This window comes from Priestia flexa, assembly GCF_021441905.1.
Taxonomy (GTDB): Bacteria; Bacillota; Bacilli; order Bacillales; family Bacillaceae_H; genus Priestia; species Priestia flexa.
This window is the reverse complement of record NZ_CP090431.1, coordinates 2,727,326-2,753,663: the sequence shown is the minus strand read 5'-3', so window position 1 is coordinate 2,753,663 and position 26,338 is coordinate 2,727,326. Positions and strand designations below refer to the sequence as shown.

23 protein-coding genes and 1 other annotated feature are annotated in these 26,338 nt (G+C 38.8%); all 23 genes read left to right on the top strand.

Going from position 1 to position 26,338, the window contains the following annotated elements:
• The first annotated feature begins 166 nt into the window (after nt 1-166).
• The 23 genes from rsmH to ileS all read left to right on the top strand — a co-directional run bounded on the left by rsmH (nt 167) and on the right by ileS (nt 26,220).
• A complete protein-coding gene (gene rsmH / locus LZP85_RS14110) occupies nt 167-1,102 on the top strand; it encodes a 16S rRNA (cytosine(1402)-N(4))-methyltransferase RsmH (RefSeq protein ID WP_025908833.1) in 936 nt (311 codons plus the stop codon).
• Between the two features lie 36 nt (nt 1,103-1,138).
• Nucleotides 1,139-1,498, top strand: a complete 360-nt coding sequence (gene ftsL / locus LZP85_RS14105) for a cell division protein FtsL (RefSeq protein ID WP_025908834.1) — start codon at nt 1,139-1,141, stop codon at nt 1,496-1,498.
• Nucleotides 1,499-1,502: 4 nt separating this feature from the next.
• Complete coding sequence (locus LZP85_RS14100; RefSeq protein WP_119542535.1) at nt 1,503-3,782, top strand: penicillin-binding protein; 2,280 nt, start codon at nt 1,503-1,505, stop codon at nt 3,780-3,782.
• Nucleotides 3,783-3,850: 68 nt separating this feature from the next.
• A complete protein-coding gene (locus LZP85_RS14095) occupies nt 3,851-5,767 on the top strand; it encodes a stage V sporulation protein D (protein ID WP_119542536.1) in 1,917 nt (638 codons plus the stop codon).
• A gap of 230 nt (nt 5,768-5,997) precedes the next feature.
• On the top strand, nt 5,998-7,467 hold the full coding sequence (locus LZP85_RS14090) for a UDP-N-acetylmuramoyl-L-alanyl-D-glutamate--2,6-diaminopimelate ligase (RefSeq protein ID WP_119542537.1): 1,470 nt from the start codon (nt 5,998-6,000) through the stop codon (nt 7,465-7,467).
• A gap of 58 nt (nt 7,468-7,525) precedes the next feature.
• Nucleotides 7,526-8,500 (top strand): phospho-N-acetylmuramoyl-pentapeptide-transferase, encoded by a 975-nt coding sequence (mraY, locus tag LZP85_RS14085; RefSeq protein ID WP_025908838.1) that lies wholly within the window; start codon nt 7,526-7,528, stop codon nt 8,498-8,500.
• Nucleotides 8,501-9,850 (top strand): UDP-N-acetylmuramoyl-L-alanine--D-glutamate ligase, encoded by a 1,350-nt coding sequence (murD, locus tag LZP85_RS14080; protein WP_119542538.1) that lies wholly within the window; start codon nt 8,501-8,503, stop codon nt 9,848-9,850.
• A 54-nt stretch (nt 9,851-9,904) separates the two neighbouring features.
• A complete protein-coding gene (gene spoVE / locus LZP85_RS14075; RefSeq protein ID WP_061784804.1) occupies nt 9,905-11,011 on the top strand; it encodes a stage V sporulation protein E in 1,107 nt (368 codons plus the stop codon).
• A gap of 381 nt (nt 11,012-11,392) precedes the next feature.
• Nucleotides 11,393-12,298, top strand: a complete 906-nt coding sequence (murB, locus tag LZP85_RS14070; protein ID WP_025908841.1) for a UDP-N-acetylmuramate dehydrogenase — start codon at nt 11,393-11,395, stop codon at nt 12,296-12,298.
• A gap of 131 nt (nt 12,299-12,429) precedes the next feature.
• Nucleotides 12,430-13,203: a cell division protein FtsQ/DivIB gene (locus LZP85_RS14065; protein WP_119542539.1), complete on the top strand. Its 774-nt coding sequence runs from the start codon at nt 12,430-12,432 to the stop codon at nt 13,201-13,203.
• Nucleotides 13,204-13,580: 377 nt separating this feature from the next.
• Entirely contained in the window at nt 13,581-14,885 is a 1,305-nt protein-coding gene (gene ftsA, locus LZP85_RS14060; protein WP_025908843.1) for a cell division protein FtsA, read from the top strand.
• A gap of 41 nt (nt 14,886-14,926) precedes the next feature.
• Nucleotides 14,927-16,084: a cell division protein FtsZ gene (ftsZ, locus tag LZP85_RS14055; protein WP_025908844.1), complete on the top strand. Its 1,158-nt coding sequence runs from the start codon at nt 14,927-14,929 to the stop codon at nt 16,082-16,084.
• A 203-nt stretch (nt 16,085-16,287) separates the two neighbouring features.
• Complete coding sequence (gene spoIIGA, locus LZP85_RS14050; RefSeq protein WP_025908845.1) at nt 16,288-17,208, top strand: sigma-E processing peptidase SpoIIGA; 921 nt, start codon at nt 16,288-16,290, stop codon at nt 17,206-17,208.
• Nucleotides 17,209-17,237: 29 nt separating this feature from the next.
• Entirely contained in the window at nt 17,238-17,957 is a 720-nt protein-coding gene (gene sigE / locus LZP85_RS14045; RefSeq protein ID WP_025908846.1) for an RNA polymerase sporulation sigma factor SigE, read from the top strand.
• A gap of 147 nt (nt 17,958-18,104) precedes the next feature.
• Nucleotides 18,105-18,884, top strand: coding sequence for an RNA polymerase sporulation sigma factor SigG (gene sigG / locus LZP85_RS14040; protein ID WP_025908847.1), 780 nt, complete (start codon nt 18,105-18,107; stop codon nt 18,882-18,884).
• A gap of 190 nt (nt 18,885-19,074) precedes the next feature.
• Nucleotides 19,075-19,329, top strand: coding sequence for a YlmC/YmxH family sporulation protein (locus tag LZP85_RS14035; protein ID WP_025908848.1), 255 nt, complete (start codon nt 19,075-19,077; stop codon nt 19,327-19,329).
• Nucleotides 19,330-19,404: 75 nt separating this feature from the next.
• Nucleotides 19,405-20,229 (top strand): peptidoglycan editing factor PgeF, encoded by an 825-nt coding sequence (pgeF, locus tag LZP85_RS14030; protein ID WP_234561762.1) that lies wholly within the window; start codon nt 19,405-19,407, stop codon nt 20,227-20,229.
• Between the two features lie 7 nt (nt 20,230-20,236).
• On the top strand, nt 20,237-20,911 hold the full coding sequence (locus LZP85_RS14025; RefSeq protein ID WP_035320310.1) for a YggS family pyridoxal phosphate-dependent enzyme: 675 nt from the start codon (nt 20,237-20,239) through the stop codon (nt 20,909-20,911).
• 23 nt (nt 20,912-20,934) lie between these two features.
• Nucleotides 20,935-21,408, top strand: a complete 474-nt coding sequence (locus LZP85_RS14020) for a cell division protein SepF (protein WP_078989341.1) — start codon at nt 20,935-20,937, stop codon at nt 21,406-21,408.
• A gap of 6 nt (nt 21,409-21,414) precedes the next feature.
• Nucleotides 21,415-21,684 (top strand): YggT family protein, encoded by a 270-nt coding sequence (locus LZP85_RS14015; RefSeq protein WP_234561760.1) that lies wholly within the window; start codon nt 21,415-21,417, stop codon nt 21,682-21,684.
• Between the two features lie 48 nt (nt 21,685-21,732).
• Nucleotides 21,733-22,506 carry a YlmH family RNA-binding protein gene (locus tag LZP85_RS14010; RefSeq protein ID WP_061784808.1) on the top strand — a complete coding sequence of 258 codons (774 nt, stop codon included), beginning with the start codon at nt 21,733-21,735 and terminating at the stop codon, nt 22,504-22,506.
• An 84-nt stretch (nt 22,507-22,590) separates the two neighbouring features.
• Nucleotides 22,591-23,085 carry a DivIVA domain-containing protein gene (locus tag LZP85_RS14005; RefSeq protein WP_061784809.1) on the top strand — a complete coding sequence of 165 codons (495 nt, stop codon included), beginning with the start codon at nt 22,591-22,593 and terminating at the stop codon, nt 23,083-23,085.
• Nucleotides 23,086-23,153: 68 nt separating this feature from the next.
• Nucleotides 23,154-23,376 (top strand) — a binding site (T-box leader).
• A gap of 72 nt (nt 23,377-23,448) precedes the next feature.
• On the top strand, nt 23,449-26,220 hold the full coding sequence (gene ileS / locus LZP85_RS14000) for an isoleucine--tRNA ligase (protein ID WP_119542541.1): 2,772 nt from the start codon (nt 23,449-23,451) through the stop codon (nt 26,218-26,220).
• Nucleotides 26,221-26,338: the final 118 nt, after the last annotated feature.

Below are 26,338 nucleotides of genomic sequence, written 5' to 3'. Positions count from 1 at the left end.
ACCTTTTGTAACAGAAAGACAAAATTCTACTTAATTCTTGTATAAATAGCTGAAAAAATGTTGAAATTTGATATATAATGAAATGGTATTAAAAATGTATAAAATTTACCTTTATTTCAAGGTGTTTATACATAATTAAGTAGTTTAAAAAGAAGTAGGTGTCAACATGTTTAATCACACAACTGTTTTGCTAAAAGAAGCAGCAGAAGGCTTAAATATTAAGCCTGACGGAATTTATGTAGACTGTACGCTTGGCGGAGCAGGTCATAGTGAATATATCGTCAAGAAGTTATCTGATGAAGGTAGGTTAATTGCATTTGATCAAGATGACATTGCAATTGAAAATGCAAAGGGAAAATTAGCCCCTTATCTAAATCGAGTAACGCTCATAAAAAGTAATTTTCGCTATTTAAAAGAAAAATTAGAAGAGCATGGAATCACAGAAGTAGACGGGGTTTTATTTGATTTAGGTGTTTCATCTCCACAGTTAGATACCCCGGAGCGTGGCTTTAGCTTTCACCATGATGCCCCTCTTGATATGAGAATGGATACGAACTCAAGCCTTTCTGCTTATCATATCATCAATGAATGGCCTTATGAAAAGCTTGTGAAGATTTTCTTTCAATATGGTGAAGAGAAATTCTCCAAGCAAATTGCTAGAAAAATTGAGTCATATCGTGAGCAAAAGGCAATTGAAACAACTCTGGAGCTTGTTGACATTATCAAAGACGGTATTCCCGCTGCTGCACGTAGAACGGGTGGGCATCCAGCAAAGCGTGTGTTCCAAGCAATTCGTATTGCTGTAAACGATGAACTTCAAGTGTTTGAAGATGCAGTTGAACAAGCAATGAACGTAATCAGCGTTGGTGGACGAGTGAGCGTTATTACTTTTCACTCGTTAGAAGATCGTATTTGCAAAGTAGCATTTAAAAATGCGAGCACAGTCCCACAGCTTCCACATGGATTACCAGTTATCCCAGAAGAATTCCAACCGAAAATGAAGGTAATTACGCGCAAACCAATTGTGCCTTCTGAAGAGGAAGTGGTTGATAATAAGCGAGCTCGTTCTGCGAAGTTAAGAATTATTGAGAAATTAAAGTAAGCGTAACAGGCAAAGAGAAAAAAGGAGGGGATTGTGTTGAGTAATGTAGCGTATCAAGTTAAACCTAACACGCAACATGAACAACAAAAGCAGCCGGTTCGTAAAGTTGTAAAAAAGTCGAAACGAAAGATTTCGGTCGGTGAAAAGTTTGTTTATACAGGTACACTTGCACTTATGCTTTTTGGTGCAGTTCAAATGATTTCTAATCAGGCAACGCTTTACAGTACAAATGCAGAAGTACAGGCGTTGGAATCAAACATCCAAAAACAAGAAACAAAAAACAATGAGTTGAAGCTTCAGGTAACAGAGCTAAGTGCGTATGAGCGAATTTGGGCAAAAGCAAAAGAACTAGGACTAAGTTTAAACGAAAATAACGTTAAAGTAGTCGAAAATTGAACCAATGAAAATGCCTAAGAAAAATAGCAATATTAGTACAGGAGCAGCAATATTGATTGTAATATTTGCATTGCTCTTTTTTGTATTAACAGGAAGGTTCTTTTATATACAGGCCACAGGAAAAGCTGAAGGTCAAGCTTTAGCCGAAATCGCACAAAAAAAATATACGAGAGAAACAACCATTGAAGGACAGCGTGGAACGATTTATGATCGTAACGGAGAAGCTATTGCACACGACACGGGAGCATATACGGTTGTAGCAATTTTAGACCCAGACCAAACAAAAGATAAAGACAAGCCAAAGCACGTAGTAAATACGGAAAAAACAGCAAAAGAATTAGCGCCGTTGCTCAACATGAAAGAGGAAGAATTACAGAGCTTGTTAGATAAAGGTGTAAAAAAAGGCTCGTTTCAAGTAGAACTTGGTCCCGGGGGACGAGATATTAACAATACGACTAAGCAAAAGATTGAAAAGCTTAAGTTACCTGGTATTACGTTCTTGCGAGATGCGAAGCGTTTTTATCCAAACGGAGTGTTTGCCTCTCACATTTTAGGCTACGCACAAAAGAATGATGAAGGAAAAATCGTTGGGAAAATGGGGATAGAACAAGTCTATGATAAGCAGCTAACAGAAGAAGATGGAAAAGTATTCTATCAAGCTGGTCAAAATGGAATTAAGCTTCCAGATCCAAAAGAATCAATTGTCCCTCCAAAAAACGGTGACAATATTTACTTAACCCTTGATGAAAAAATTCAAACGTTTGTAGAAGATGCTTTGACAAACGCTCAAAAGGAATACGATCCAGATAACATTATGGCTGTAGTTGCAAATCCAAAAACGGGCGAGATTCTAGCAATGTCTACGCGACCAACGTTTAACCCAAACGTTCGTGATATTACAAATTATCGAAACCCTATTATTGAAGACAGCTTTGAGCTTGGGTCTACAATGAAAATCTTTACGCTCGCCGCTGCGATTGAAGAAGGTGTTTATAACGGCGAGGATATTTATCAATCAGGAGCTTACAAAGTTAGCGAAAAAGATGCGCCAATTCGTGACCATAACGGTGGTAACGGATGGGGACCCATTACGTTTGACGAAGGCATTCGACGTTCGTCAAACGTTGCCATTGCGATTCTAGCCAACGAAAAGCTTGGGACAGAAAGGCTCTTTAATTACTTAGAGGATTTCGGATTTATGAAAAAAACGGGAATCGATTTGCCTGGAGAAGCTTCTAGTAAACTGATTTCTAAATATCCAAGGGATCGAGTGACGACTGCATTTGGTCAGGGGTCAGCATTCACTCCAATTCAGCAAATTCAAGCTGCTACTGCCATTGCAAACGATGGTAAAATGATGAAGCCTTACGTCATTGAAAAAGTTGTAGATGGTACAACGAACAAGGTGAAAAAAGAAACGAAGCCAGAAGTGGTAGGGAAACCTATTTCAAAACAAACGGCCAATGAAGTACTTGATATCCTTGAAAGTGTTGTATCTGAGGATGATGGTACTGGAAAAGCGTATGCTATTGAAGGCTATGACGTGGCTGGCAAAACAGGAACGGCTCAAATACCAAATCCGAACGGAGGAGGATATTTGCATGGACATGGTAAAAACCTATTCTCATTCATGGGGTTTGCACCAGCGAAAGACCCCGAGCTAGTGGTTTATGTAGCGGTCCAAAATCCAAAACTAACTCCTCAAGAGTCAGGTTCAGCTCCGCTTTCGATGATTTTTAATCCGGTTATGAAAAATAGCTTACAAGCGTTAGGAGTTAAGCCTAAAGAAACAGATGAAGAAAAGCAGAAGCAAAAAAGCACATCTTCTGAAATTAAACTTGATAGTTATGAAGGTAAATCAGTAGGTGACGTCAAGAAAGAATTAGAAGCAAAAGGATTAACGCCTGTCATTGTTGGAGAAGGCAAAAGCATCGATGACCAATTTCCTAAAGCAGCTCACACCGTTATTAGCGGAGAAAAGGTATTTTTACAAACAAAAGGTACACCAACGATGCCCGATATAACCGGATGGTCTCACCGCGATGTGATCCGATTTACTGAGTTTATGAATATAAAAGTTAGTGCATTAGACAGTGGCTTTGTTGTGACTCAAAGTATTAAACCTGGTAAAGCTGTTAAAGAAGGTAGCTATTTAGTGGTAGAGCTTGAACCTCCCGAATCCCTTTCGGAAGCTGTAGAAGTAAAGCAGAAAGAAGAAGAAGAGGTTCAAAGTAAAGAAGAGCAAGATAATTCAGACGAAAAACCAACTGAACCAACTGATTAGAAATACGTTCTATCGAATAGTGTACAAGCATATATTGGAACGAGCCGATTCAGAGGAGGTTCTATTATATGCGGGTATCAGGAGTAACTGTTCGCAAACGATTAGCAGCAGTTTTAATTGCGGGTTTTTTAATTTTTTTAATTATTGACACAAGGCTTGGGTATGTACAACTTTTCATGGGCGATGCGCTCACAGAAAAAGCTAAGGGGCTTTGGAGCAGAAATATCCCTTTTGAACCAGAGAGAGGGAAAATCCTAGATCGTAACGATGTACCACTAGCTACGAATAAAAGCGCTCCGACGGTTTTAATTATGCCAAGGCAAGTTGAAGATCCGGCAAATACAGCTGAACAGCTGGCAAAAGTGTTAAATACAACGAAAGAAAAAGTATATGAACAAATTACCAAGTCCGCTTCTAGCGTCTATCTACGCCCCGAAGGCCGTAAAATCTCACATGCTAAAGCAAATGAAGTGAGAAATTTGAATCTAAAAGGTGTGTATATTGCAGAAGATTCTAAGCGCCATTATCCATTCGGTAGCTATCTCTCGCATGTGTTAGGGTTTGCGGGAGTTGATAACCAAGGTTTAATGGGCTTGGAACTTTACTATGATAAGGAGTTAAAAGGTGAACAAGGTTCAGTTAAGCTCTATTCAGATGCAAAAGGAAAGAAAATGCCCAATATTGCAGATGATTACACAGAGCCGGTTGATGGACTGGATTTAAGGTTAACCATTGATTCTAGAGTAAATACAATTATTGAGCGAGAGCTCGATAATGCACAAACTACCTATAACCCAGATGGGATGATTGCTATTGCAATGAATCCTAAAACGGGTGAAATTTTAGGAATGTCAAGTAGGCCAACATTTGACCCTGCTGATTTCCAAACGGTTGACCCAGATGTTTATAACCGTAACCTTCCGATATGGAGTGCGTATGAACCTGGTTCCACTTTTAAAATCATCACCCTAGCAGCTTCTTTAGAAGAAAAGAAGGTTGATTTATTGAAGGACCAATTTTATGATGATGGAGCTGCAGAAGTGGGCGGTGCGAAACTAAGGTGCTGGAAGCGTGGAGGACATGGACAGCAGACTTTCTTAGAGGTTGTACAAAATTCTTGTAACCCAGGTTTTGTCGAACTCGGGGAGCGTTTAGGGAAAGACACGCTTTTTAAATACATCCGTAACTTTGGTTTTGGTGACAAAACGGGTATTGACTTACAGGGTGAAGCAAGAGGGATTTTATTTCCGCTCGACCGTGTTGGTCCAGTAGAACAGGCAACTACTGCTTTTGGTCAAGGGGTGGCTGTTACGCCTATTCAACAAGTTGCTGCCGTAGCAGCAGCTGTAAATGGTGGGACCTTGTATACGCCTTATATTGCTAAGGAATGGGTTGATCCCAAAACCGGAAATGTTGTTCGGAAAAATGAACCTGAAGCGAAGCGCAAAGTTATTTCTGAAGAAACATCAAAACAAGTTCGATTTGCTCTTGAGAGCGTCGTTGCTCAAGGGTCAGGTAAAAATGCGTTTGTAGAAGGATACAGAGTCGGTGGTAAGACGGGAACAGCTCAAAAAGCAAAAGATGGAAAGTATTTAGAAAATAATCATATTGTTTCATTTATTGGATTTGCTCCCGCCGATGATCCCGAACTAGTGGTATATGTAGCGGTAGATAATCCAAAAGGCACTACTCAATTTGGTGGAGTCGTTGCTGCACCAATCGTAGGAAAGATTATGGAAGATAGCTTGCCAGTGTTAGGTGTACAACCTCGTACAGGCCAAATTGAAAAGGAATTGACGTGGCTGGATACACCAATGATAAAAGTACCAAATTTTGTAGGGTTATCAAAAAAAGAGTTACAAGAGCAGTTAGTTAATTTAAAATTAGATGTGAGTGGTTCAGGGGAAAAGGTCATTAAACAATCACCGGAGGCTGGAACGAAGGTGAAAGAAGGCGAAACAATTCGAGTATACATGAGTAATTAAGTCATATATATATGAGTGATTACGTGGTACAATAGAAGATGTTTCATTTTATAGAATAAGTAATGGCATGACCCAACTCTTTTATTCTATTCGTTTTATTCACTATAAGTGGAACTATCTACTTGTATGTTTGAGACAATTAAGCCTTGAGGGAGTTCCCTCGTGGCTTCTTTTTCTGTAAAATGTTCAAGGTGATATTTCGCTTTACACATAGAGAGGACATGGTAACAATGGATTTAAGAAAGCTATTAGGACATTTACATGACTTCGTGCAAATTCCTGAAAACAACATTGAAATTACTTCAATTGAAATGGATTCAAGAGAAGTACAGCCGAGAGCACTGTTTATTTGCGTAAACGGTTATACGGTTGATGGACACGATTTTGCGCAAACAGCTGTCGAAAAAGGTGCCGTGGCTATTCTAGCGGAACGTCCGCTTGATGTGGACGTACCTGTTATCTTAGTCAAGAGTACCAAAAGAGCAATGGCTGTGTTAGCAGATGCGTTTTATGGCCACCCAACGCAAAAATTACGTTTAATTGGCGTAACGGGAACAAATGGTAAAACAACCATTACACATTTGATTGAACATATGTTTAAAGCGCAGCAAAAGAAAACAGGGCTCATTGGTACAATTGAAATCCGTATTGGCGATCAGTCGTATGACGTGAAAAATACCACGCCAGAATCACTAACTTTACAAAAAACATTTGGACAAATGGTAGAAGAAGATGTTGAAGTAGCAATGATGGAAGTATCTTCACACGCGCTTGATATGGGGAGAGTGCACGGATGTGACTTTGATGTCGCTGTGTTTACAAATCTGACTCAAGATCACCTAGATTATCATGAGACAATGGATGATTATCGTCGAGCGAAAGGGCTATTATTTGCTCAATTAGGCAATGCTTATTATAGCGACAAGCGCCCTAAGTTTGCGATTTTAAACGCGGATGATAAAGCATCAGAAGAATATATTCGCAGCACGGCAGCTACAGTCATTACATATGGCATTGATAATGAAAGTGATATACGTGCAAAAAATATTAAAATGACAAACGGTGGTACAACATTTACGCTTGTAACTCCTATGGAGAGCGTGGAAGTAACGATGCAGCTTGTTGGGAAATTTAGCGTATATAACGTACTAGCAGCAACTGCAGCTTGCTTAGTATCGGATATGCCACTGTCCGTTATTGTCGAGGAAATAACGAAATTACAAGGAGTCTCTGGTCGTTTCGAGTTAGTAAATGAAAACCAAGATTTTACGGTCATTGTTGATTACGCACATACACCAGATAGCTTGGAAAATGTGTTGCAAACGGTAAAGCAATTTGCAACAAATAATATCTATACTATTGTTGGATGCGGTGGAGATCGTGATCGCACAAAGCGTCCAATTATGGCGAACATTGCAGCTTCTTACAGTACGGAGGCTATCTTAACATCTGATAACCCAAGAAGTGAAGATCCAGAAGCCATTTTACATGATATGGAACAAGGGATTAAAACAGATAATTTCGTTACGATTGTTGACCGAGCAGAAGCCATCAAATTTGCGGTATCAAAAGCTCAGAAAGATGATGTTATTGTCATTGCAGGAAAAGGGCATGAGACTTATCAAATTGTTGGTAATCAGGTTCTGGATTTTGATGATCGTGAAGTAGCACGTAAAATGATTAGGGAGCGAAATTTGTAATGAATTGTTTGAAACAAAAACTAGGAAACATCAATACATTAAATGAGGAGGGAATGACATGCTAGAGCCAGCTATTTTATTAACCATCGGCTTAGCCTTCCTCATTACGGTTCTATTGTCGCCGGTATTCATTCCGTTTTTACGAAGATTAAAGTTTGGTCAAAGTATTCGCGATGAAGGACCAAAATCACACCAGAAAAAATCAGGAACGCCTACAATGGGCGGGATCATGATTTTACTATCAATCATTGTGGCAACGCTAATCATGGCTAATCAATATGCAGAGGTAACGTATCGTACGTTCCTGCTGTTATTTGTAACAATTGGTTTTGGATTGTTAGGGTTTTTAGATGATTTTATTAAAGTGGTATTAAAGCGAAATTTAGGTCTAACATCAAAGCAAAAGTTTTTAGGGCAAGTGGTTATTGCGATTATTTTTTATTTCATCGCTAGACAATTTGAATTTTCAACTGAAGTAACGATTCCGGGAATTCCAACGCCAATTGATCTTGGGTGGTTTTATGTTATCTTCTTAATTATCTGGTTGGTCGGCTTCTCAAACGCAGTAAACTTAACAGATGGTCTAGACGGTTTAGTATCAGGTACAAGCGCGATTTCCTTTGGTGCCTTTGCTGTTTTAGCATGGAATGCAGGTCAATTGGAGATTTCTATTTTTTCAGTCGCTGTTGTAGGCGCAGTTTTAGGCTTTTTAGTATTTAACGCATATCCAGCAAAAGTGTTCATGGGAGACACAGGCTCACTAGCTTTAGGTGGAGCTATTGCAACGATTGCAATTTTAATGAAAATGGAATTTTTACTTGTTATCATTGGCGGTGTTTTTGTTATCGAGACGTTATCCGTTATGATTCAGGTAGCATCATTTAAAACAACGGGCAGACGCGTTTTCAAAATGAGTCCATTACATCATCACTATGAGCTAAGCGGTTGGTCCGAGTGGCGCGTCGTTATGACATTTTGGGCTGTAGGATTATTGTTTGCAATGCTTGGAATTTACATTGAGGTGTGGATATAAGTGAAAACAATTGATGGTTATCAAAATAAACAAGTACTTATTTTAGGGCTTGCAAAAAGTGGTTTAGCAGCAGCAAAACTTGTAAAGAGTCTAGGGGCGAAAGTGGTTGTGAACGATCAGAAACCATATGATGAAAATGATGCAGCTCAGGAACTTGAAGCTATTGGCATTAAGGTGGTTTGTGGTCATCACCCATTAGAGCTACTTGATGGTGTGGATGTAATTATAAAAAACCCAGGGATTCCGTATTCTAACCCTCTTCTTCAGGAAGCATTAAAGCGCAAGCTCTCAATTATTACTGAAGTAGAACTAGCATATCAAGTTAGCGAAGCGCCTTTCATAGGGATTACGGGGAGTAACGGAAAAACAACAACCACTACGTTAATTTATAAAATGCTAGAAGAAGATCGTAAAAACCCGCTAATTGCAGGTAATATTGGTACAGTGGCTTGTGAAGTGGCGCAGGAAGCAAAGTCAGAAAACGTTATTGTAACGGAACTTTCTTCATTTCAATTGATGGGCATTGAAACTTTTAAACCCAAGATTTCTTTATTTTTGAACCTATTTGAAGCGCACTTAGATTATCACGGTACGAAGGAAGAGTATGCGCAAGCGAAAGCCAATATCTTTAAAAATCAAACACAAGATGATTTTGCTGTGGTTAACATGGATGATGCAGAAGTGAGGAAAGTAAGCGAAGGTATTGCTGCACAAATTGTGCCGTTTTCTGTTAAAGAAGAAGTAAAAGATGGTGCATACCTGCTAAACAACCAGCTATATTTCTGTAACGAAGCGGTTATGAATGTAAAAGATGTTGTCTTACCAGGTAAGCATAATTTAGAAAATATTTTAGCTGCAATTGCGGTCGTTAAGCTGTTGGGTTGTTCAAACGAAGCGATATATCGAGTGCTTACAACGTTTGCAGGCGTTAAACATCGCGTTCAGTATGTGACAACCATTAACAAGCGTAAATTCTACAACGACTCTAAAGCTACCAATATATTGGCAACAACAGTAGCGCTGTCTGCTTTTACACAGCCGACCATTTTATTAGCCGGTGGATTGGACCGAGGTAATGAATTCGATGAATTAAAACCATCCTTGGAACATGTGAAAGCTGTCATTACATTTGGTGAAACCGCACCAAAAATTGAGCGCGTCGCAAAAGAAGCAGGAATACAAGTGGTTAAACGTGTCGATAATGTTAAACAAGCAGTAATTGAAGCATATGACTGTTCAGAAGAAGAAGATGTTGTACTATTATCTCCAGCTTGTGCAAGCTGGGATCAGTTCAAAACTTTTGAAGAACGTGGAGACATGTTTATCAAGTCTGTGCATAAACTGAAATAAGGGCTTGTCTAGACACCTAGAAAACAAGAGCCCTAATCTATTGTTTCGAGGTGCATGACATTGTCGACGAAAAGGTCTACGCCAGATTTTTTTCTTATAATCGTTACACTATCTCTTTTAACGATTGGGCTTATTATGGTTTACAGTGCAAGCGCAGTATGGGCTACATATAAGTTTGAGGATTCATTCTTTTTTGCCAAGCGTCAGCTTTTATTTGCTGGGTTAGGTATATGCGCTATGTTTGTCATTATGAACATTGACTATTGGACATGGCGAACGTGGTCCAAAACGCTTGTCATTATTTGTTTTGTACTATTAATATTGGTTTTAATTCCGGGTGTAGGTTTGGTAAGGAACGGTTCTCAAAGTTGGATTGGGGTAGGCGCTTTTTCAATTCAGCCCTCGGAATTTATGAAATTTGCAATGATTACCTTTTTAGCCAAATATTTATCGGAAAATCAAAAGAACATAACATCCTTTAAAAAAGGGATGGTACCAGCTTTATCTTTTGTGTTCCTGGCTTTTGGTATCATTATGCTTCAGCCAGATTTAGGAACAGGAACAGTACTAGTGGGAACATGTATCGTTATGATTTTTGTCTCAGGGGCTCGTATTAGTCACTTTGTAGGCCTGGGTTTACTTGGCATAGGAGGATTTGTTGTACTTGTATTATCTGCTCCTTATCGAATTAAACGAATCACTTCGTTTTTAGATCCATGGGAAGATCCGTTAGGAAGCGGCTTTCAAATTATTCAGTCCTTATATGCAATTGGGCCAGGAGGACTTTTAGGATTAGGGTTGGGGCAAAGCCGGCAGAAATTTTTCTACTTACCAGAGCCTCAGACAGATTTTATCTTTGCAATTCTGTCAGAAGAGCTTGGTTTTATCGGAGGCTCATTGGTTTTAGTACTATTTAGCTTGTTATTATGGCGTGGTATACGAGTAGCGCTAGGTGCGCCCGATCTATACGGTAGTTTCTTAGCACTTGGGATTATTTCAATGATTGCCATTCAGGTTATGATTAATATTGGAGTAGTAACTGGATTGATGCCAGTTACCGGTATTACACTGCCGTTTCTAAGTTATGGAGGTTCTTCACTGACTTTAATGCTTGCTGCAGTAGGAGTATTGCTGAATGTTAGTCGCTACTCTCGCTATTAAAGATACCATATTAACTTAACGATAAACCTAATGATAAACCGTCAATGAAACCTATGAAAAATAGGTGTTAATTGGCGGTTTATTTTGTTTCTTTACAGGTGTATGATATTTTTGAATGAAATGTTTTAAAAATGTAATGTTGTCATAACCAAATCTACTGTCAACTATGATATGATGTGAAAGATTGAGTATTTTTTTATAATAAGCTAGCAAATCCTGTTTACATAGGTTATTGCATGAAATATATTAAAACAATTGATAAAATAATATTGAAAGCTTCACTAAAATCTAAAATAGACGTACATTCTTTAGGTGAATGTCATACGATAAATAAATGTAATGATGGATGACAACAGTAAAAATGGTTAGTAGGAGGTTCTTATGGAAGCGTTAGTAAAAGAATTAATGGAATTAAATATTGGAAGAGTTCGTGAAAATGAACCGTTGTCCAAACATACAACAATGAAGATTGGTGGACCTGCCGATGTACTTTTGGAACCAAGCTCTGTAGAAAATCTAAAAATAGCAATGGACATTATTCGTAAACATAACGTGAAGTGGAGAGCTATTGGACGCGGCTCTAACCTATTGGTATCGGATAAAGGAATTGAAGGTGTTGTCATTAAGTTAGGAGCAGGACTTGATGATTTACAAATTGACGGAGAGCGCGTTACAGTAGGGGGAGGCTACCCTAGCATTAAACTTGCTACTGTTATTACAAAGCAGGGTTTATCAGGCCTTGAGTTTTCAAGTGGTATTCCAGGTTCAGTGGGCGGTGCAGTCTACATGAATGCAGGTGCTCACGGTTCTGATATGTCACAAATATTAGAAAAAGCGTATATTTTATTTGAAGACGGAACGTTAGAATGGCTTTCAAATAAAGAGATGAAGTTTTCTTACCGCAACTCAATTTTACAAAAAGAGCGCCCAGGGGTTTGCGTGCAGGCAGTTCTACAGCTAAAGAAAGGAACTCGCGATGAAATCGTAGGAGTTATGCAAAAGAACAAAGATTATCGTCGTGAAACACAGCCTTGGAACTTCCCTTGTGCAGGTAGTATTTTCAGAAACCCACTACCAAACTATGCGGGAGATCTAATTGAGAAGTCTGGCTTAAAAGGTTATTCAATTGGTGGAGCCCAAATTAGTGAAATGCACGGTAACTTCATTGTAAATACGGGTAACGGCACGGCAAGCGATGTCTTGGCATTGATTGATCATGTGAAAAAAACAATCAAAGAACGCTTTGACATTGACATGCATACAGAAGTAGAAATAATAGGTCGTTAATAACAAAACGATGCAAAAACTAAGGGGATGGACCTTGATTCTATGCTATAATCAAGGTATTCTAACAAGAAAATGGGAAAATGAGTGAGGGAAAGCAGGGCGCTTTCTCACCAGGGTAAGGGTGAAACAAAATGGATAAAGATAAAAGCAAGTTAATTGTTCTTGAAGATCGCGTGCCTAAGCTCAAAGAGCAGCGTAAGCATAAAACAAATAGGCGGCTTATCTTTTATTTATCACTCTTTTTCATCCTTATTCTATTCATTGTATATTCGCAATCATCCCTAAGTAATATTTCAAAAATTGAAGTTATAGGGAACGAATATGTGGGTAGTAAGGATGTTATAAAAGCAAGCAACCTAACAAATAAAACAAGCTATTGGGAAGTCGATAAAGATCAGGTAAGCGAGCTGGTAGAAAAGCATCCTGAAATTCAAACAGCGACGATTATTAAAAGCTTTCCTAATAAGGTAACAATTAAAGTGAAAGAATACGAGCGCACAGCATACGTATTTTCAAACGGTACATATTTCCCCGTCAATGAAAATGGAAAAGTTCTTAAAGCAATCAAAAGTAGCGAAATGATATCAAGTGCTCCTTTGCTTGTAGAATGGAATGACCCAGAAGCTATTCAAGAGATGGTACAGGAACTAGCCAAGACGCCGGTAAGCCTTGCAAGTTCTATTTCAGAGATTTACTATACGCCTACTAAAGCAGAACCTCTCCAAGTTGAAGTGTTTATGAACGATGGTAGAGAAGTGAGTGCAAAGATAAAAAATTTCTCAGAAAAAATTGTGTACTATCCAGCTATTGTAAAAGAGTTAACGCCAGAACAACAAGGCGTAATTGATTTGGAAGGAAACTCTTTTACACCCTATAAGAAAAATGAACAGAAAAGCGATGAATAGCCGTCAACCCTTTCGTTTGATGGCTGTAACAGCGAGTGCAGAACGTGGTATAACCTTAATGTGTTAAAAAAGATAACATAATTAGGTAAACGTTGAAATTTCGCTTTTCTAGCTTTCATTCATGGTGTAGACTTATAGTTATAGTAAATAGTTATTCTATGAAAAAATATACGTTCGGTATAAAAACGTATTTGAATCAATTAATTGAATGAAATTGAAAGACTAACATGAAAAAGTCGAAAAAAATTGAATTTACAAAAGGGAAAAAGCTTAGTTTGTTGAATATTTTCATATAATAAAAGCTAAATCGAAAGTTTGTTGTTCTTCTGACGTCAAAGTAGTAAAGATGTGTAGAATGTAAAAGGAGGTGCCAAAGAATGAACAGCAATGAAATATACGTTAGTTTAGACATCGGTACATCCAGTGTGAAAGTAATCATCGGAGAGATGAGTAACGATTCATTGAATATCATTGGTGTGGGGAATGTAAAGTCACACGGGTTAAAAAAAGGTTCTATCGTTGATATAGACGCAACAGTTCAATCAATTAGAAAAGCAATAGAACAAGCTGAAAGAATGGTTGGCATTACAATTAAAAAGGTAGTCGTGGGCATTAGTGGGAACCATGTGTTTTTACAAGATTGTCACGGTGTCGTGGCGGTATCAAGTGAAAATCGTGAAATTGCTAATGAAGATATTCACCGAGTAATTGATGCAGCACAAGTTATGTCCATTCCACCTGATCGTGAAATCATTGATGTTATTCCGAAGCAGTTTATCGTAGATGGATTAGAGGGAATTAATGATCCTCGTGGGATGATTGGCGTACGCTTAGAAATGGAAGGCACAATTATTACGGGGTCTAGAACGGTGTTACATAACTTATTACGCTGTGTAGAGAGAGCCGGTTTAGAAATCAGTGATATTTGCTTACAGCCACTTGCCTCTGGTTCAATTGCTTTGTCTCGCGATGAAAAAAACCTAGGAGTTGCACTGGTTGATATCGGCGGAGGCTCTACTACTATTGCTATCTTCGATCAAGGGCATTTAAAAGTGACGACCGTAGTAGCAATTGGTGGAGAACATATTACAAAAGACTTATCAATTGGGCTTCGAACATCAACAGAAGATGCAGAAGCTATTAAAATTAAGCATGGACATGCTTTCTATGACCATGCATCAGAAGAAGAGGTATTTAGCGTACCTATTATTGGTAGCGATCAGCACCAGCAGTTTAATCAACTCGAAATCTCTGATATTATCGAAGCTAGATTAGAAGAGATCTTTGAGATGATAACGCAGGAAGTGAACCGTTTAGGATACAAAGATATTCCTGGTGGTTTTGTTCTAACAGGTGGTGTTGTAGCAATGCCAGGCATTTTAGAGCTAGCACAAGTTGTGTTAAAAAACAATGTGCGCATTGCTGTACCTGATTATATTGGAGTTCGTGAGCCGCATTACACAACGGGTGTAGGTCTCATTAAGTTCGCTTATAAAAATGCAAAAATTCAAGGGCGTGAAATTGGAGCCCCAGTTGTGGAAGAGCAAGTATTTGAGGAAGAGTTTGTTCCAGCAGCGAAACCTCAGCAGCAACAAGCACAGCCACAGCAGTCAAATGAGAAGCCAAAAAAGAAAAATGACCAAAATTTAATGAAGAAGTTTTTTGGATACTTCTTTGATTAACGTTACGGATTGGTAATTTCGATGAATTAGGAGGAACTATCATGTTGGAGTTTGATACAAGTGTAGACCAATTAGCAACGATAAAAGTAATCGGTGTAGGGGGCGGCGGTAACAACGCAGTAAACCGTATGATTGAACACGGTGTTCAAGGCGTAGAGTTTATTGCGGTTAACACAGATGCCCAAGCGTTAAATTTATCAAAAGCAGAAACAAAAATGCAAATCGGTGCTAAGCTTACTCGCGGTCTTGGTGCTGGAGCCAATCCGGAAGTAGGAAAAAAAGCAGCGGAAGAAAGTAAAGAACAAATTCAAGAAGCTTTAAAAGGTGCAGACATGGTGTTCGTTACTGCAGGTATGGGTGGTGGAACAGGAACTGGTGCTGCTCCTGTTATTGCTCAAATCGCAAGAGAACTCGGCGCTTTAACAGTAGGCGTTGTCACACGTCCGTTCACATTTGAGGGGCGTAAACGTTCTACTCAAGCAGCTGGTGGTATCGCTTCTATGAAAGAAGCTGTCGATACGCTAATCGTTATTCCAAACGATCGCTTATTAGAGATTGTAGATAAAAACACGCCAATGCTGGAAGCATTCCGTGAAGCAGATAATGTGCTACGTCAAGGTGTACAAGGTATCTCTGATTTAATCGCGGTACCTGGACTTATTAACTTAGACTTTGCTGATGTAAAAACAATTATGTCTAACAAGGGTTCTGCTTTAATGGGAATCGGTATTGCAACAGGTGAAAATCGTGCGGCTGAGGCAGCCAAAAAAGCTATTTCAAGTCCATTACTTGAAACGTCTATTGACGGTGCTCAAGGTGTACTGATGAACATTACAGGTGGAACAAACTTAAGCCTTTATGAAGTTCAAGAGGCAGCTGACATTGTTGCTTCTGCATCAGACCAAGAAGTAAACATGATTTTCGGTTCTGTTATCAATGAAAACCTGAAAGACGAAATTGTTGTTACTGTTATTGCAACAGGCTTTAGTGATCAAGACCTGTCTCAAGGTAAGCCAGGACGACCATCTTTAACAGCTAACCGTGTGCAGCAACAGCAACAGCCTGTGGCTCCGCCAAAGCGTGAAGTGAAGCGTGAAGAGCCTGTTCAACAAGAATATTCTCGCCCAACGCAGCCTCAATCATCAGATGATGCTTTAGATATTCCAACGTTCTTACGTAACCGAAATCGTAGACGCTAAAAAAACGTGCTGATCTTAAAAGAGATCAGCGCGTTTTTCTTTTTTCTTTATTCTTTGCTCAATAGATAAAGAATGACAAATATCGGATTATTTCCTCAAAAATACTGCTTGTTTCCCCCCATGAAATGACAGACTTTCTACTAGATTATGCTTTATACTAATTTTTAACAAAAGAGATTAAGAGGAATGGAGAGGTTCAATCAGTGCCAATCTATTTAGATTTAATCTGGATTCTTAATTTTGGATTAGATACAATTTTGTTGCTTTTATGCGCAACGGTTTTAAAGCGGCAGTTTAAATGGTGGCGACTGTGCTTAGGGGGATTTATTGGCTCTTTAATTGTACTTCTTATGTTTACTCAATTTTCTGATATTATGCTGCATCCCGCAGTTAAAATTCTGTTCTCCCTCATTATGGTGTTAGTAGCTTTTGGGTATAAGCGTCTTCGCTTTTTTATTGAAAACTTATTAACATTTTATTTTTCAACGTTTGTCGTAGGTGGTGGGTTAGTAGGAATTCATTTTTTGTTTGATCAACAATATTTGCTGGTAGATGAAATGGTGAGTACACAGCCACAGTTTGGAGACCCTATCAGCTGGTTATTCGTATGCTTAGGCTTCCCTATTCTAGCCTACTTCTCAAAGGCTAGAGTTGAAGATATGAAGATGAAAAACATTACGTTTGATCAGCTAGCGGATGTGAAGATTAGTTTAAACGGTGTAGAAATTCATACAAAAGGTCTTATTGATAGCGGTAACCAGCTTGTTGATCCATTAACGAAAACACCTGTTATGATTGTTGCAGCATCCTTACTTGAAGAAGTCCTTCCTTCCTCGCTGCTTCAATTAAGTAAAAATGTCCAATCATTTTCGCATGATGAGGATATTGATCATGACTGGTATGCGAGGGTGAGATTTGTGCCGTATAGAAGTGTCGGACAGTCTAATCAGCTATTGTTGGCTCTAAAGCCAGATCATGTAACCATTGTTCATAACTCCCAAGAAATTCATGTTGAAAAGGTGTTGGTTGGAATTAGCCATACAACATTATCGGTTGAAGGACAATATGAATCAATTATTCATCCCAAGCTATTAGTCATTGGAGAAGTCAGCTCAGCTTCTTAATTTGAACAAAAATAAAAGGGGGAAATTGAATGTCTACATATCGTATTCGGCTACAGTTATGGTGGTACAAGTTATTAATTAAATTAAAAATTAAAACAGATGAAGTATATTATATTGGTGGGAGCGAAGCATTACCGCCACCTCTAACAAAAGATGAAGAAGAAGTGTTACTGAAAAAACTTCCTTCTGGTGATGAAGCAGCAAGGTCTTTACTAATTGAGCGAAACTTACGCCTAGTTGTCTATATTGCACGTAAATTTGAAAATACGGGGATTAATATTGAGGACTTAATTAGCATTGGGACAATAGGCTTAATAAAAGCAGTAAATACATTTAATCCAGAAAAGAAAATCAAACTAGCTACGTACGCATCGAGATGTATTGAAAATGAAATTCTCATGTATTTAAGACGAAATAACAAGATTCGTTCAGAAGTTTCGTTTGATGAGCCGTTAAACATTGATTGGGATGGGAATGAGCTTTTACTTTCGGATGTAATGGGAACGGAAGAAGATATCATTACAAAAGACTTAGAAGCGAATGTAGATAGGAAGCTGTTATTAAAAGCTTTACATCAACTTAATGATCGTGAAAAGCAAATTATGGAGTTGAGATTTGGATTAGCAGGTGGGGAAGAGAAAACGCAAAAGGATGTAGCGGATATGCTTGGTATTTCTCAATCGTATATTTCACGATTAGAAAAGCGAATTATTAAAAGGCTCCGAAAAGAATTTAATAAAATGGTGTAACAAAATGCGGTAACAAGTAGGCGTTCTGACTCTGCTGTTACCGCATTTTGTTTCAGGAATAAAATGTAAGAATTTTGAATGTGCATATTTTTTCCTTTCAAGGAGATACTGAACTCAGAACATCATCTCCTGTGAGGAGGGAAAGAATTGACAAGAAATAAAGTAGAAATTTGTGGAGTAGATACTTCAAAGCTTCCTGTATTGAAGAATGATGAGATGCGCCTTTTATTTAAGGAGCTGCAAGCTGGTGATGAAACCGCTCGTGAGAAGTTAGTGAGTGGTAACCTACGTCTTGTTCTAAGTGTAATTCAGCGTTTTAATAATCGCGGAGAATTCGTTGATGATTTATTTCAAGTGGGTTGTATTGGCCTCATGAAATCTATTGACAACTTTGATTTAGGACAAAACGTAAAATTTTCTACATATGCTGTTCCGATGATTATTGGAGAAATTCGCCGCTACTTGCGAGACAATAACCCAATTCGGGTATCAAGATCATTAAGAGACATTGCATATAAGGCACTCCAAGTTCGAGAAAGATTAATGAGTGAAACATCAAAAGAGCCAACTGCAGAAGAAATAGCCAAAGTATTAGAAGTTCCACATGAAGATATTGTATTTGCGTTAGACGCTATTCAAGACCCAGTATCATTATTTGAACCTATCTACAATGATGGAGGAGATCCTATTTATGTGATGGATCAGCTTAGTGACGAGCGAAATCGCGATTCTACTTGGATTGAAGAAATAGCCTTACAGGAAGGGATGCGTCGACTAAATGAGAGAGAAAAACTAATTTTACGAAAACGCTTCTTTCAAGGAAAGACTCAAATGGAAGTGGCTGATGAAATTGGGATTTCACAAGCACAGGTATCTCGTTTAGAAAAAGCAGCCATTAAACAGATGAATAAGAACATTCAAAGCTAATATTTTTGGCTTCATACGTATGATAAACCGCCGCATGGATCAGTCTGTGCGGCGGTTTGTTTGATAGAAGAAAAAGCGCGTAAAATTACCTTTTCTTTCATGAAATCACTCAAGTTTAAATATACATATACAAAGAGATTTCTACGTTTTTTAAAATGACGTGTTGGCTAAGAGAATAGGGGGAATAGGGATGTTAAAGATTTCTGAATTTCAAATTAAAGATGTGGTTAACGTAGCAGACGGCAAGCGCCTTGGACATGTAGGAGATATTGATATTGATTTAGCCACTGGTAAAATTCAAGCGATTGTCATTGGGAACTCAAGAATGCTTGGTTTTTTTGGGAAAGAAGAGGAAATTGTCATTCCGTGGCGAAATATCGTAAAGATTGGTTCTGACGTTATTTTAGTACGCTATAAAGACAGCTACGAACTTGAAGAGAATTAATGTATTTTTATAAACAGCTATTCTCAATCTGTGGTACAATATTTGAGAACAATAGATAAAGGGTGTGTCACATACATGAATAAAGCTGCTTTTACAAAAAGCCATCATGAATCGTTTATGTGGCTTCGTCCGTGGATGGGTGAAAATAGTCAGCTGTTAAGTGGCTTTACGACTAAAAACGGTGGAATAAGTGAGCCTCCGTTTACTTCATTCAACCTTGGACTGCACGTACATGACAACAAAGAACACGTTATTTTAAATAGAGAACTATTAGCTAACCATCTAAATATGCCCTTATCGAATTGGGTTTGCGCTGAACAAGTACATAATTCGGTTGTACAAAAAGTAACGCGTAAGCAATCAGGAAAGGGAATGCATGCTTATGAAGATGGAATTGCACAAACAGATGGAATTTATACAAATGAATCAAACGTCTTGTTAGCACTATGCTATGCAGACTGTGTACCTCTATATTTTTATGCTCCAAATCATCATATGGTAGGGCTAGCTCATGCTGGATGGCAAGGAACAGTTAAAGATATTGCGGGTGAGATGATTCGAAAATGGGTACAGGAAGAGCAAATACCTGTTGAAGATATTTATGCTGCTGTAGGGCCAGCGATTGAATCATGCTGCTATATTGTCGATGACCGCGTCATTTCAGCAGTGAATGAAGTAGCGTCGTCAGCGGACGTATATGTGCAAATTTCTCCGAATCAATATCGACTAGATTTGAAAAAACTAAACGTTTATTTGATGAAAAAAGCTGGTGTTAATGAAGCAAATATTACCGTTTCATCCCATTGTACAAGCTGTGAAGATGATCTATTCTTTTCGCATCGTCGCGATCAAGGTAAAACCGGTCGTATGTTTAGCTTTATAGGTTTTAAGGAGGATTGACTACATAGTGACAGCAAGCGTAGCAAGCAATTTAGAACAAGTAAAAGAACAAATTAACCTAGCCTGTGAGAAGGTAGGGCGTCACCCAGAAGAAGTAAGGGTTGTAGCCGTAACAAAATACGTTTCTACTGAGCGCGCACAAGAGGCCGTAGAAGCAGGCCTTATACATCTAGGAGAAAATCGTGATGAGGGCATGACGGAGAAGTATGAGGAAATTGGTGACAAGGCCACATGGCACTTTATTGGAACGCTCCAAACACGTAAAGTGAAAAATATTATCAATCAAGCATCGTATATTCATTCGTTAGATCGTTTATCGCTAGCAAAAGAGATTAATAAGCGAGCGAGTAAGCCAGTAAAATGCTTTGTACAGGTAAACGTTGCGGAAGAAGAATCTAAGCATGGGCTATCAGCAGATGAGGTTGTTCCATTTATTCAAGCATTAGAGGAATACCCAAATGTTCAAGTTGTTGGGTTAATGACAATGGCTCCTCATACGGACGATGAGAAGGTATTAAGAAATTGTTTTAAAGATTTAAAAAAGCTACAGCAAGAAATTCAAACTCTTAATTTACGCTATGCTCCTTGCCAAGAGCTTTCAATGGGAATGTCAAATGATTACCAAATTGCTATTGAAGAAGGAGCAACATTTATTCGATTAGGAACCACACTGGTTGGTTAAGAACGTTAAGGAGGTGTCAGGCGATGAGTATGAAGAATCGTTTTAAAAATTTTTTTGCCATGGATGATGAGACAGAAGAGTACGTAGAAGAACGATATGAACAAAAAGAATATGACAATGAACCTGCTGCTGTTCAACCTTCTAAGACGCAAAAGCAAGTTAGCAGTCAGCAGCAACAGCAAAATGTTATAAGTTTGCAAAGCGTACAAAAGTCATCGAAGATGGTCTTATCTGAACCACGCGTTTATGCCGAAGCCCAAGATATTACCGATCATTTAAAGAACCGCAAAGTCGTTGTTGTCAATTTACAGCGAATTCAGCGTGATCAAGCAGTAAGAATAGTCGACTTTTTAAGCGGAACGGTTTATGCTTTAGGTGGTGACATTCAAAAAATCGGAACCGATATTTTTTTATGTACGCCAGACAATGTCGATGTTAGTGGTAGCATTTCAGATATGCTCACTGAACATGAAACAAGCAACGTAAAGAGGTGGTAACCGTATATGGAAATCGTACTTAGGATTTTGCTCCAGTTAATCGAGATTTATTCATGGGCGCTCATTATTTACATTTTTATGTCATGGGTTCCCGACATTCGCGCATCTCGATTTGGACAAATACTGGGAAGCATTTGTGAACCTTACCTTGAGCCGTTTCGACGAATCATTCCTCCGCTTGGAATGATTGATCTCTCACCACTGGTAGCTATTCTTGTGTTACGCTTTGCAAGTGGTGGACTCGTATCGCTATTTAGAATGTTAGGGTTCATATAAAAAGGAATCATTTGATTCCTTTTTTACATACGAGCAAGGAGAGTAGACATGTCTATTTATCAACATTTTCGAGAAGAAGAACGAGCATTTATTGACCTCGTATTAGAGTGGAAAGAAGATGTTCTTAATCAATATAGCCCAAAGCTGACGGACTTTTTAGACCCACGCGAGCAGCAAATTGTTTCAGCTATCATTGGAACAGAAGGAGAAGTGCTTGTTTCGTTTGACGGTGGAAGTGAACAAGGAGAACGAAAGCGAGCGCTTTTATATCCTGATTATTATGAGGTGGGAAATGAAGATTTTCAACTGAGCTACTACGAGCTGCACTATCCTAGTAAATTTGTTACGGTTGAGCACCCTCAAGTGTTAGGAGCATTAATGTCGCTTGGGTTAAAACGGTCAAAGTTTGGTGATGTTTTGGTACAAGATGAGCGCATACAGCTGGTTATTGCCGATGAAATATCTTCTTACGTGGAAGCAAACTTCACGTCAGTGGGTAAAGCCAAAATATCTCTTGTAAAAAAAGACCGCACAGAGTTACTTCAAGTTCAAAGTGAATTTCAGGAAAAAACGTATACTGTATCATCCATGCGGTTAGACGTTTTACTATCTACCATTTACAATTTATCTCGTCAAAAGGTGCAGCCGTTTATTGGAAGTGGAGCGGTAAAAGTAAATTTTAAAACGGTTGAACAGCCTTCTTTTGAGTGCAAAGCAGATGATATACTTTCACTAAGAGGTTTTGGTCGAAGTAAAGTTATATCAGTTGAGGGGAAAACAAAAAAAGATAAGTGGCGAGTAATTGTAGGGAAACAACAATAACAAAAAATGTAAGCAGGAAACAAAAAAAATATGTCGAATATTCCATTACAAACAATGTAATGAGACAACGTGGAGGTGGCCTACATGCCTTTAACCCCTTTAGATATTCATAACAAAGAATTTAATCGTGGGTTTCGTGGATATGATGAAGACCAGGTCAATGAATTTCTTGACCAAGTAATTAAGGATTACGAATTAATTATTCGTGAGAAAAAAGAATTAGAAGCGCGAGTAACTGAGCTTACTGAAAAGGTAGGGCATTTTACTAACATCGAAGAAACGCTGAATAAATCAATTTTAATTGCTCAAGAAGCAGCAGAAGACGTAAAGCGAAACGCAGAGAAAGAAGCGAAGCTAATTGTAAAAGAAGCGGAAAAGAATGCTGACCGCATTATCAATGAAGCTTTATCAAAGTCTCGTAAAATTGCGATGGATATTGAAGAGACGAAAAAGCAGTCAAAAGTATTCCGTACGCGTTTTAAAATGTTAATTGAAGCCCAGTTAGAAATGTTAAACAGTGATGATTGGGATCAATTAATGGACTATGAAATGCCTGCGTTAGAAGAAAAAATTGACTAGTCAAGACAGAACCTTGACTTCTTTCGTTTTGTTGTCATATAATTTGGTAACAGATGAAATTTCATACGTATAGTACGGAGATAGGGACAGTAGTTTCTTACATGATTACGTTTAGCGAACCGAGGAAGGTGAGAGCTCGGTCTAATCTAAGAAACGAATATCACCCTGGAGTATTGCTGCTGAAACGAAGTAAGCAGCGACGTGTTATTCACGTTACGAATGCTGAGAGGACAAACGGAAGTGCTGTTTGTCTACAAGGGTGGTACCGCGGGAGACCTTCTCGTCCCTTTTTGGGATGAGAAGGTCTCTTTTTGTTGTAGCTATATACGGAATGAAATTTACGATTTTATGGAGGTTAGAACTTTGGAATATAAAGATACGTTATTAATGCCGAAAACAGAATTTCCGATGCGTGGAAATTTACCAAATCGTGAGCCACAAATGCAAGAAAAGTGGGCGGGAATGGACATTTATGCAAAAGTTCAAAAGCGTACAGAAGGTCGTCCATTATTCGTGTTACATGATGGCCCTCCTTATGCAAATGGTGATATTCATATGGGGCATGCACTGAATAAAATCTTAAAGGACTTTATCGTTCGCTATAAATCCATGTCAGGTTTTTGTGCACCTTATGTACCTGGTTGGGATACGCACGGTTTACCGATTGAAACAGCTTTAACAAAGAATAAAAAAGTCAACCGTAAAGAAATGAGCGTTGCTGAGTTCCGTAAGCTTTGCGAACAGTATGCATGGGAGCAAGTGGAAGGTCAACGTGAACAGTTCAAACGTTTAGGTGTGCGTGCTGATTGGGATAACCCTTATGTGACGCTTCAGCCTGAATACGAAGCTCAGCAAATTAAAGTATTTGGAGATATGGCGAAAAAAGGCTATATCTACAAAGGACTAAAACCAGTTTATTGGTCTCCATCTAGTGAATCAGCGTTAGCAGAAGCTGAAATTGAATATTATGATAAGCGCTCTGCGTCTATTTACGTGGCGTTTAATGTAAAAGATGGTAAAGGCGTAGTGGAAAGTGATGAGAAATTTATCATCTGGACAACAACGCCATGGACAATGCCGGCAAACTTAGCTATTGCTGTAAACCCAGAGCTTCAATATAGCGTGGTTGCAGTAGATGGAGCTAAATATATTGTGGCATCAGAACTGGTTGAAACCGTTGCAAAAGAGATTGAATGGGTTGAATATGAAGTAGTACGTACTATGAAAGGTGCTAAACTTGAGCACGTAGTAGCAGAACATCCAATTTACAAACGTGATTCTCTACTCGTTTTAGGCGATCATGTTACAACAGATGCTGGTACTGGGTGTGTTCATACGGCTCCAGGACACGGAGAAGATGACTTTATTGTTGGTCAAAAATACGGTTTAGGTGTACTGTGTCCAGTTGACAGCAAAGGTCATATGACAGAGGAAGCGCCTGGATTTGAAGGCTTATTCTATGATAATGCGAACAAGGCCATTACTGAAAAGCTTCAAGAAGAAGGCGCCCTGTTAAAGCTATCATTCATCACGCATTCATATCCACATGACTGGCGTACGAAAAAGCCGACAATTTTCCGTGCAACAGCGCAATGGTTTGCATCAATTAAAGACTTCCGTAAAGAGCTATTAGAGGCAGTAGAAAAAACACAGTGGGTTCCTGCTTGGGGAGAAACTCGTCTTTACAACATGGTTCGTGATCGTGGAGACTGGTGTATTTCTCGTCAACGCGCATGGGGCGTACCAATTCCTGTGTTCTATGCTGAAAATGATGAGCCTATTATTACAGACGAAACAATTGATCATGTATCAGAGCTGTTCCGTCAGCATGGTTCAAACGTATGGTTTGAGCGTGAAGCAAAAGATTTATTACCGGAAGGCTTTACTCATCCTGGTAGTCCAAACGGTCATTTCACAAAAGAAACGGATATTATGGACGTATGGTTTGATTCTGGATCTTCCCACCAAGCTGTACTTGAAGAGCGTGAAGGGTTACAGCGTCCGGCTGACCTTTATCTAGAAGGGTCTGACCAATATCGCGGTTGGTTTAACTCAAGTTTATCTACAAGCGTTGCTGTAACAGGTGAAGCACCTTATAAAGCTGTTTTAAGCCATGGTTTTGCTTTAGATGGTGAAGGTCGTAAAATGAGTAAATCACTTGGTAACACGGTTATTCCAGCTAAGGTTATGAAACAATTGGGTGCAGATATTTTACGCTTATGGGTAGCGTCTGTTGACTATCAGGCAGATGTACGCGTATCTGATAACATCTTGAAACAAGTAGCTGAAGTATATCGTAAAATTCGTAATACGTTCCGCTTCTTATTAGGAAACCTAGCAGATTTCAATCCACAAACGGATGCGATTTCAGTAGATCAGCTTCGTGAAGTAGATCGTTACATGCTAGTTAAGCTCAATAAATTAGTGGATAAAGTGAAGAAATCATACGATGCATATGAGTTCTCAAGTATTTATCATGCAGTTCATAATTTCTGTACGATTGATATGAGTTCGTTCTATTTAGATTTTGCAAAAGACGTATTATATATCGAAGGTGCAAACAACGTAGAGCGTCGTAGCATTCAAACCGTTCTTTACGAAACGCTACTATCTCTAACAAAGTTAGTATCTCCAATCCTTTCTCATACAGCTGATGAGGTATGGGTTCATATTCCAAACGTAGAAGAAGAAAGCGTCCAGCTAGTTGATATGCCAGAAGTGAAAGAAATTGCTGGTGCAGATGAGCTCGAGAAAAAATGGGATGCGTTTATGGAACTCCGTGACGAAGTGTTAAAAGCACTTGAACAGGCTCGTAATGAAAAGGTAATCGGAAAATCTCTTGAAGCTAAGTTGACTCTATATCCAAACGCTGAGACGAAGCAATTGTTAGCGTCTATCTCAGAAAACGTAGGTCAATTGTTTATCGTTTCAGGCTTAGAGGTTGCTGGTGACGTAGCAGATGCGCCGGAAACTGCACAGCGCTTTGAGCACGCAGCAATCGTTGTGACACCTGCTGAAGGAGAAAAATGTGAACGTTGTTGGACAGTTACAACAACAGTTGGTTCAGACTCAGCTCATCCAACATTATGTGCAAGATGTGCAGATGTGGTGAAAACGAACTACGTTCAGCAGTAAAGCGGAAAAAGCACGCTCTTTATGAGCGTGCTTTTTTTGGAAAAAAGACTGTACGAAATTCCCAACACGTATTGTTATGAGGTTTTTGAAGGAAGGAAAAACTTGTCGTGTTGCAATC

Bases quoted from the DNA above. Each gene is read 5' to 3' on its own strand.
- rsmH (WP_025908833.1), top strand. From the start codon at position 167: ATGTTTAATCACACAACTGTTTTGCTAAAAGAAGCAGCAGAAGGCTTA.
- LZP85_RS14100 (WP_119542535.1), top strand. From the start codon at position 1,503: ATGAAAATGCCTAAGAAAAATAGCAATATTAGTACAGGAGCAGCAATA.
- LZP85_RS14095 (WP_119542536.1), top strand. From the start codon at position 3,851: ATGCGGGTATCAGGAGTAACTGTTCGCAAACGATTAGCAGCAGTTTTA.
- LZP85_RS14090 (WP_119542537.1), top strand. From the start codon at position 5,998: ATGGATTTAAGAAAGCTATTAGGACATTTACATGACTTCGTGCAAATT.
- mraY (WP_025908838.1), top strand. From the start codon at position 7,526: ATGCTAGAGCCAGCTATTTTATTAACCATCGGCTTAGCCTTCCTCATT.
- spoVE (WP_061784804.1), top strand. From the start codon at position 9,905: ATGACATTGTCGACGAAAAGGTCTACGCCAGATTTTTTTCTTATAATC.
- murB (WP_025908841.1), top strand. From the start codon at position 11,393: ATGGAAGCGTTAGTAAAAGAATTAATGGAATTAAATATTGGAAGAGTT.
- LZP85_RS14065 (WP_119542539.1), top strand. From the start codon at position 12,430: ATGGATAAAGATAAAAGCAAGTTAATTGTTCTTGAAGATCGCGTGCCT.
- ftsA (WP_025908843.1), top strand. From the start codon at position 13,581: ATGAACAGCAATGAAATATACGTTAGTTTAGACATCGGTACATCCAGT.
- ftsZ (WP_025908844.1), top strand. From the start codon at position 14,927: ATGTTGGAGTTTGATACAAGTGTAGACCAATTAGCAACGATAAAAGTA.
- sigE (WP_025908846.1), top strand. From the start codon at position 17,238: ATGTCTACATATCGTATTCGGCTACAGTTATGGTGGTACAAGTTATTA.
- LZP85_RS14035 (WP_025908848.1), top strand. From the start codon at position 19,075: ATGTTAAAGATTTCTGAATTTCAAATTAAAGATGTGGTTAACGTAGCA.
- pgeF (WP_234561762.1), top strand. From the start codon at position 19,405: ATGAATAAAGCTGCTTTTACAAAAAGCCATCATGAATCGTTTATGTGG.
- LZP85_RS14020 (WP_078989341.1), top strand. From the start codon at position 20,935: ATGAGTATGAAGAATCGTTTTAAAAATTTTTTTGCCATGGATGATGAG.
- LZP85_RS14015 (WP_234561760.1), top strand. From the start codon at position 21,415: ATGGAAATCGTACTTAGGATTTTGCTCCAGTTAATCGAGATTTATTCA.
- LZP85_RS14010 (WP_061784808.1), top strand. From the start codon at position 21,733: ATGTCTATTTATCAACATTTTCGAGAAGAAGAACGAGCATTTATTGAC.
- LZP85_RS14005 (WP_061784809.1), top strand. From the start codon at position 22,591: ATGCCTTTAACCCCTTTAGATATTCATAACAAAGAATTTAATCGTGGG.